Origin of the sequence: Legionella sp. km535 (assembly GCF_003990085.1) — a bacterium.
In the GTDB taxonomy this organism is placed as follows: Bacteria; Pseudomonadota; Gammaproteobacteria; order Legionellales; family Legionellaceae; genus Legionella; species Legionella moravica.
Genome location: NZ_RZGU01000042.1, coordinates 1 through 7,801 on the forward strand (window position 1 = coordinate 1; position 7,801 = coordinate 7,801).

A 7,801-nucleotide genomic window follows, 5' to 3' on the forward strand; every position below is an offset into this window, starting at 1 on the left:
TGGTCTTATAATAATGAAAGACCTAATATGGCTATCGGTGGCATTACACCAAGGCAGAAACTAGCTTTAGTGGCTGCTTAACTCTCTATTTTTGATGTCGGTTAAAAATGGGGGGATTACCTTAGGCCGCGTCGTCACGAATTATAAAATCTGATATTCTTGCTGTTTTTTTTTCCCTATTCCTACGTCCCGCGGCTCGTCCGCGGGATCCAGCGATCTCGCTTGTTTTGGTGATGGTGGGTATATCACCAAAATTAATAGACAAGGATGTAAAATGTCAGAACCAGCGCATCATTGAGACACTTGGTAGAAAACGCTTTTATGCATCTTAAAAAATGGCGTGGTATTGCGACAAGATAGGCTAAAAATACCCCCTCTTTTGTAGCAGCCGTTCAAATAATAACGCTAATTATTTCCTTTAAGCGCATTTGCATAAGAAAATCCATTCTGTGGAATATTTAATATAGTTATAGCACATACTAGTTTAATGGCTTTGCTGCTTGGTATTAATTTAACCTTCATGCAAGGGTAAGATTTTATTGGTGTTTTTTTGTAATAAGTTCTTTACAGAAAAAGATCATTGAGATCGGTTATGCCTTAAATCTTAGATAAATTGTATGTTAATATTTAAAAATGGATTTTTGAGACAAAATGATAATATCTATTTAAGCTGCCCTATACCAGACAAATAAGAGACACCTTTATTATTCATAGCCTTATTTTAAGACAATTCTATCTCATCACAATTCATCAAATAATCGGGGGAATTTATAATTTTTGCTATTAACTTCTTTGATCCGTCCCTATGAACTCTGGAATTCGCTGGGGTCATACTCGATTGATTTAGATGAATTAGCTGCTAATCAATCGAGTCTGATCCCATTGATATTGTGAATTCCAGTGGAGTTAAGCAACCACTGCATGTCACATCCCAATAACTACTTTGGATTAAGTCTTTCTATAGGCCTGTACATATTGATATCTGCACCCATTTATTTTACCAATCAAGAGGTTTTTAATGTTCCAGAAGAGGAAATAAAATATCCAACTCTTTTGACCAACTTGAAACAAGCGATCCAGCTTGGGTTTGTTTAGAATTATTAACTTCATTTAAAAGGAATTCAAATATATATCGTTTAAAACAATATTTTATGTCTGATTATCACGATAATCATACATAATCTGCCTTTCTAGCTTGCAACAAAATACCCTACTCTCTAAACATAAAAATATCTGTGGAACGGTGTAATCCTCCCTGATTTTTACCCATTTTTGCTAGGCCTGATCGTATTAAATTGTTAATTAGTCCCCAACTTTAGCCGAAAGACCTCGTCTTTTAATTCAATCGTATCTCCTGCAACCATCTTCTTTCTTTTTTGTTTTTCTATTACCCCGTTTACTAATACAACACCCGAGGCTATCAAATCCTTAGCTTCTGCTCCACTCGAGGCGATCCCTTCAAATTTAAGAATTTTAAAAAGTTCAACATGTTCTTTATTAATGAAAATATCTTTCATATTATTTATTACTCCAGTAATTATGAGTTGTCACAATTTTTGCTTTTTAGGGAAGCAATATAAAGGGCTTCAATTTCAGTCCTTGCCCATGGTGTTTTGCGCAGGAATTTAAGGCTTGATTTGATGCTGGGGTTCGAAGAAAAGCAATTAATCTTGACTCTTTCCGCCAAGCCTTCCCAGCCATAACAAATCAATAAACTATTCAAGATAGCCTCTAGGGTAATACCGTGTAGAGGATCATTAGAAGTTCTTTCCATCAACTATACCTTTTTACACATTCTGTATTTAGTCTAGACCGATCTAAACTCTACCACTTCAAATACTATTAATTGGACTTAGCAGGCCGTTTGAGCCAATAACAGCTCTGCCGCCCTCTAAGATAAAATATATTGAATTCCATGATCATGAGCTAAACGCAGTAGTTTAAGATTGGCTCCTTTAGGATGCACCTCTCCTCTTTCCCATTTTTGATAGGTAGATGGAGTAACATTCAATATTTTAGCCATTACAGCTTGGCTAACTTTTTCCTTAACTCGCATTTTTTTTATTTCTTGTGCCTCAAGCTCTTTAACTTCACTTAAGTTAAGCATTTCTATATCTTTAATAGTAATTGCATCCAACTGAAGATCTTTGGCTGTTTCTAGCATAGCATCAATAATTTTACTCATTCTCAACCTCCACTAATGCCCCCTCCTTTATCAGCTTATTAATTTCCTCATCAGAATAAGCTAATAATGATTTAGCAATAATTTTAAAAGCTTTTTCTTCATTAAAAGAAATATTACTTTTAGCATTCTTCTCAAACCCAAAAACAAAAAAACAATGTTTTCCTTTTTTAAAAGCGACGATAGTTCTTGTACTGCCACTCTTCCCTCTGCCTTTATTGGCAACACGCTTTTTTATTACACCACCACCATAATTAGCCTCGTAAATTTCAATAGCAATTTCTTCAGCAGCGATATTAAGCGACTCATCACTAACTTGATTTTTTATAGCCCACTTGGCAAATAGTTTAGTTTTTATTATTTTCATTGAAATGCCTTGCATAGTAAATATTACTATAGCAAATTTTACTATACTGCGCAATTATAAATTAAAATAAACGGGGGTTTTACGAACACCCTTGAAGGAGCTCAAATATAATTCATTTTTATGCAAACAAGTTAAGGAATAGGTAAAGGAGTCAATGTTTACAAATTGTTTTAGCATTGAGTTATTAACCTTGTCGATTAAATACTTTCGGAGTTCCAAATTCGACATTTTTGATTTACGTCAGGAAGGATTACCGTTGATCCAACTCCTAAGAAAACTCCCGAGGAGTAAATTATTATTTGCTTTCCTTGGTATCGCCACAATGAAATGCAACCTGTCCCCACTTCAATAAGATATTTACCGCTTGAATCGGATATAATGACTTTATAATCATAATCCATAACATGCTCAACATAGACTGCTTACGTTGATGAGTGACCATTTAATGAAAAAAGCGTTACTAGCAAAAAAACAAAGCCTTTCATAGCCCGCACCTATACATCCATTAATTGTACAACTATAGCACAATAAAACAATATTTGTCAGATCAAATACACCATAACCTTATAGACCTAATGGCCTCCCAAAGTCTGAGGCAACCTGAGGCACCCAGGCCAGAATGGTTGTTCAATTATGTGTTTTTAAGGTATATTTGTATCTTCATATACATATAATAAATCTGGGCTTCCAACATGTGTGAAATCAACATTTCCATGATCATTAGGTATGGTGTGACTAGTTAACCAATTTGTAGATCCATGCAACTTAATTAATTTAGGTGCCTGTATTCCATCCTTAATAGGATCAACCCACCCACTTCGATAAATCTTTTTTGGTGATACACCATAACCAGAATCAACACACCAAGTTGTAGATTCATTTAAAGCTCTATCCATTAGTGTATCCCAATTAAAAGTTATTATTGCGTCTTTATTGGTTAAATGTTTAGATAAATTCAAATGTACATTAGAAATTGGACCATTTTGAATCTCATTTATCACAGAAACAAAAAGAAATACCAATTGATTATAAGTTTTATATAAATAAAGACCTTCAGAAGAAGCAAACTGATTTAGTAAATTTTTTTTTGATGCTATTTCAGAATGAAACGACTCTATATCGACACCAGAGTTCAGATAGGTTCTCACTTGTTCAAAAGAACTAAAATTTTCTCTTTCCATAACATATAGTAAGATTGCATCTATAAGCACCCAAGGGTTTTCTGATATTTCTAACTTGTTAAAGGTTTGAAAAAAGTCTTTTGCTATTGGCATACTTAAACCTGATGGAGATTGCTTATAGCACTTTGAAGACCCCGCCCCTAGTAATATTACTTTCATTCAGCATCCATGTAGTAATCAGCTTAATTGAGTATAGACAATCACTCATGCTGATTCAATTTTGATCAAATAAACCCTCTCTGTCTATTAATTTATAAATTAATAGATACCCCAAATTGCAGATCATAAAACGACTGTAAAATCGTTTTCCATGAGTTTGTAGACGCGAATGTCTACTAATCGAATACACAAAATCATGTGCTTTTTAGACATAATGTTAGATAGGAATCAGCTAAACTACTTTTTCATGAAATTAATTACTGCTGAGCGTGTGACCTTTTCTCCAGTCATACTCTCTTAGTTATGCTATATTTTAATATATTTAAATAATTCATGGATGATTATGTCAATATTAAATGAATTTTATAATAGTAAATATGCAAACTGTACTGAATACAAAAATGCCCCATGTTATAGGGCTTTAATATCTATTGCTTTCTTTGAGTACTATTTGCATTGTTTAATGCTTGAGGATGTTAAAGAAGAAATTAATAACTTTACTTCATCAGTTCGTGATGGAGAGGAATACATTCTAACATATGACTTTGATGACGATGAGCCAACTGTTTTAATGGAATTTTATCCTTTAGAGTTTCTTGAGGGGTGGGGGGCTGTATACGTAGATCATACTCATACATGTTATCCCCTAATACTTTATCCACAAGCCCATAAAATTAAAAAATCTACTAGGATTGACGGCTTTTTACATGCAGTCGAATCCATTCATGGTGAAGTGGATAAACTACTGGATCTGTTCTTAAAATATGAAATAATTAGAGACTTAAAAAACGATGAGCAGAGAAAATTAAATTGGACCAATTATCATAAAGATTTACACACCTTTATCCATAATAAATATTCTTAGAAGTAACTTTTGCAAATACATCATTTCTGATAAATCTCAATTTAATGTGTTTTGGGGACATCAATGAGATAAGTATATCTAATTTTAAGTTTTTCATTTAAATCGCAATGAATAAAAATTTCTGCTACTCTATTCAAGCGGCTATCTAAAAGCTTGGCCTCAAACATAGAGAAAATAAAGAGTCATCTATATAATCAAATATGCGCATGATTTTTGAGAATTTTCTAGCATGATTTTGACGGTATAATTAACAAAAGTAAAATTATTCCAATAACTACGGTATATCTGGCAAATTGATGAAAAAACGAAAATATGATAAACCACAAATCCAAGAAGCTATATTTGAGGCCAAATTTAATTTCGAAAATTTTGATGTCGCTATGCCTGGTCAAATATTTGAGTTGATTAAAAATGAATATCCAATAAAGCAAGACTATAAACATTTTTCTCTGACATTCTCAGAAAACTCAAATCTTTCACCTTTAATACAAGCTCCATTAATACGAGCATCTAAAAATGATAACTCAGAAATATTACAATTTGGACCAGGAATAACAGTAGCCAATAATCTAAGATATGAGAGCTGGGATGCTTTTGAACCAACAATTAATAAAATTTTGTCCGCATATATTGATGTTGCTAACCCTATTAATGTTAATCGTATTGGAACTCGATACATTAATAATATTCATATTCCCTTAGAAAATATAAGTGTTTCTGATTATTTTAATTTAGATATACAAATTCCTAGCCAATTACCAAGTATGAAATCTCTCGAGCTTGTTTTTTTAAATGATGTCGTTAGGAATAATAACAGCTTTACGATACGAACAAGATTTTCAACCGAAACTCTAAAACAAAATGAAATTGGAGGAAGGTTTATTTTAGATTTAGATTGTTATATTGAAAAACAATTTGATTGTGATATTAAAAGTTTAATTTCATTAGCCAAAGAATCTCATGACATTTTAGAAGATTTTTTTGAGACTATAATAAGTAATAAGACACGTTCGATTTTGGAAGTTAAAAATGGATAGTTCTTCTATAGCTCTCCGAGCCCCCTTAAAGCTTGAACCATCTAGTAAATGGATTAGGCCTAATACAACTTATGAAGATTTTAGTGCTAAAGCGTATGATGCTGAATCCATACAAAGAAGAAGAATAGAATCTATTATTTCGACTATCACATTACAGGATAATAAAGAATTACAGATCGAGCACTTATTTAAACTTAAATATCCTCTTATTCAAAAAAGAAATAAAATTATAAAAAATCCTATCAAATTAATTTTTTCTAAAAGTAAGTTGAAAGATATTGATGCAGAACTTGATAAAATTGAACTAGAAATCTATAGACTTCAATCACAGGATACCAAAAATAATATGGATATTGATAATCTTCTACTACATATGGAAAAAAAATTATCAAGGCGTAATCAAATTTTTTCAGAAAGCTCATCAAAAGCTTAAAGACTATCATTATAAATGGCTACATATCGAACTTATAAACCTAGACTTAGAATAGACTTCAATTATTCTTGTGGGTATTGCAAGGCCAATGAGCCTGAGATTGGAGGAGCAAAAAACTCATTTCAAATAGACCACTATCAGCCAAAAAAAGAGTTTCCTGAATTGATAAATAATTATGAAAATCTAATCTATGCATGTAGAGCATGTAATCAGTACAAGGGTGACTATTGGCCTACTCCTTTTGAATCTTTATTACAAAAAATAATATTAAATCCCAGAGTAGATAATTTAGAGAAACATATAGATCTAAGAAATTTTGAGTGGATGGCTAAAACGCTTAGAGGAAAATGGAATATTTTAAAATTAAGATTAGCTTCAGAACCCCATATAACAAGAAGAAAAGACAGAGCTAAAATTCAACAGATGATTAAAAAGCTTTTAGACAAAATACCAACATTTCAAAAGGAGATCCTTGATTTAGAAACGAAAGGAGATATTTTAAATTGTCAAAAGCTTAGACAGGAATATGAAGAGCATTTAGAAGATATAAACACGTTGAAAAGAAAAATTGAAGGGCCTATGGAGTAAATAGTAATCCCCCTGAAAAATCTTTTATAAATAATTTATATCCACCGACACAATTAAGTTTTTTTAATGGTTTTTTACTGATTTATATACTTATACAGTGTAGTCTTACCAACACCAACCATTTTGCAGATAGATTGAATTGAATGTTTTTTATTGGCATATAGAGTTTTTACCAGCTCTTTTTGCTCATCACTGAGTTTCTCTGGTCTGCCACCTTGTCGACCCCGAGCCCTAGCAGCTTCAAGGCCAGCAAGGGTACGCTCTTTAATCAAGTTTCGTTCAAATTCAGAAAGTGCACCAAAGACGTGAAACATAAATTTCCCAGAAGGTGTCTCAGTATTAATAGCCTCGGTAACACTATGGAAACCGATTCCTTTTTCTTCTAGCTTACTGACATAAGAGATTAAATGTTTGAGTGATCGCCCTAGCCTATCCAATCGCCAAACAACCAACACATCTCCTTCTCTTAGGAAATTTTCAACTTTCTCTAAACCAGGGCGTTCAGATACAGAACCACTAATCTTATCCGTAAAAATTTGCTCACACCCTGCCTTCTTTAATTCATCAAGTTGTAAGTCTAAATTTTGTTCATGTGTTGAGACTCTGGCATACCCTACTCTCATTATCATTCCTTGTAGTTCACAAAGGCTAAAAGAACAGATTAAAATGAACTTTGATTAATGTATAGAGTTTTCGAACTGATTTTCGAGGTAAATTACAAATTTTGAACAGCAATTTAATAAGTCCGCAAACCCATCTTTTTACGAACCGCCACTAATAATAATTTGCAGAATCGTTTATTCATCCTATAATGCTCACTTCAATATTTATGGAATAAATAATGAACAAAAAAATATGCCTTTTGTTGTCTGCGATTACCCTGATCTCAATGAATCAAAATACTAACAGTGCTTATCTGCCTTGTTCAATGCAACCCCAAAAACTCAAAGAACGCTCTTTAGAATTAAAGAAGCTTGCAGATCAAGATC

General features: G+C 32.6%; 11 protein-coding genes. 5 read left to right on the forward strand and 6 right to left on the reverse strand.

The window, feature by feature from the left end:
- Positions 1–921: 921 nt before the first annotated feature.
- Positions 922–1,095 (forward strand): hypothetical protein, encoded by a 174-nt coding sequence (locus tag ELY21_RS15670; protein WP_158618574.1) that lies wholly within the window; start codon positions 922–924, stop codon positions 1,093–1,095.
- A gap of 203 nt (positions 1,096–1,298) precedes the next feature.
- Here the strand turns inward: ELY21_RS15670 and ELY21_RS15210 are convergent, their stop codons facing one another.
- The 5 genes from ELY21_RS15210 to ELY21_RS15230 form a co-directional block, all read right to left on the reverse strand.
- Entirely contained in the window at positions 1,299–1,517 is a 219-nt protein-coding gene (locus ELY21_RS15210) for an RNA-binding S4 domain-containing protein (RefSeq protein ID WP_028383039.1), read from the reverse strand.
- A 20-nt stretch (positions 1,518–1,537) separates the two neighbouring features.
- The gene (locus ELY21_RS15215; RefSeq protein ID WP_115343496.1) at positions 1,538–1,774 is read right to left on the reverse strand and encodes a VF530 family DNA-binding protein; all 237 of its coding nucleotides are present in this window, start codon (positions 1,772–1,774) and stop codon (positions 1,538–1,540) included.
- Positions 1,775–1,891: 117 nt separating this feature from the next.
- Positions 1,892–2,185 carry a DNA-binding transcriptional regulator gene (locus tag ELY21_RS15220; protein ID WP_028383040.1) on the reverse strand — a complete coding sequence of 98 codons (294 nt, stop codon included), beginning with the start codon at positions 2,183–2,185 and terminating at the stop codon, positions 1,892–1,894.
- Positions 2,178–2,549: a type II toxin-antitoxin system RelE/ParE family toxin gene (locus ELY21_RS15225; RefSeq protein ID WP_028383041.1), complete on the reverse strand. Its 372-nt coding sequence runs from the start codon at positions 2,547–2,549 to the stop codon at positions 2,178–2,180. Before ELY21_RS15225 ends, ELY21_RS15220 begins: the two co-directional genes overlap by 8 nt.
- A gap of 641 nt (positions 2,550–3,190) precedes the next feature.
- Positions 3,191–3,889, reverse strand: coding sequence for an SIR2 family protein (locus ELY21_RS15230; RefSeq protein WP_127110888.1), 699 nt, complete (start codon positions 3,887–3,889; stop codon positions 3,191–3,193).
- Between the two features lie 343 nt (positions 3,890–4,232).
- On the opposite strand from ELY21_RS15230, the gene ELY21_RS15235 reads away from it, so the two are divergent.
- The 4 genes from ELY21_RS15235 (at position 4,233) to ELY21_RS15250 (ending at position 6,812) form a co-directional block, all read left to right on the forward strand.
- A complete protein-coding gene (locus tag ELY21_RS15235; protein WP_127110890.1) occupies positions 4,233–4,754 on the forward strand; it encodes a hypothetical protein in 522 nt (173 codons plus the stop codon).
- Positions 4,755–5,050: 296 nt separating this feature from the next.
- Positions 5,051–5,791 (forward strand): TIGR04255 family protein, encoded by a 741-nt coding sequence (locus ELY21_RS15240; protein WP_010655107.1) that lies wholly within the window; start codon positions 5,051–5,053, stop codon positions 5,789–5,791.
- Positions 5,784–6,224, forward strand: coding sequence for a hypothetical protein (locus ELY21_RS15245; protein ID WP_127110892.1), 441 nt, complete (start codon positions 5,784–5,786; stop codon positions 6,222–6,224). Before ELY21_RS15240 ends, ELY21_RS15245 begins: the two co-directional genes overlap by 8 nt.
- 15 nt (positions 6,225–6,239) lie before the next feature.
- Positions 6,240–6,812 carry an HNH endonuclease gene (locus ELY21_RS15250; protein WP_010655109.1) on the forward strand — a complete coding sequence of 191 codons (573 nt, stop codon included), beginning with the start codon at positions 6,240–6,242 and terminating at the stop codon, positions 6,810–6,812.
- Between the two features lie 74 nt (positions 6,813–6,886).
- On the opposite strand, the gene ELY21_RS15255 is transcribed toward ELY21_RS15250, so the two are convergent.
- Positions 6,887–7,435, reverse strand: a complete 549-nt coding sequence (locus tag ELY21_RS15255; protein WP_010948274.1) for a recombinase family protein — start codon at positions 7,433–7,435, stop codon at positions 6,887–6,889.
- Positions 7,436–7,801 lie beyond the last annotated feature (366 nt).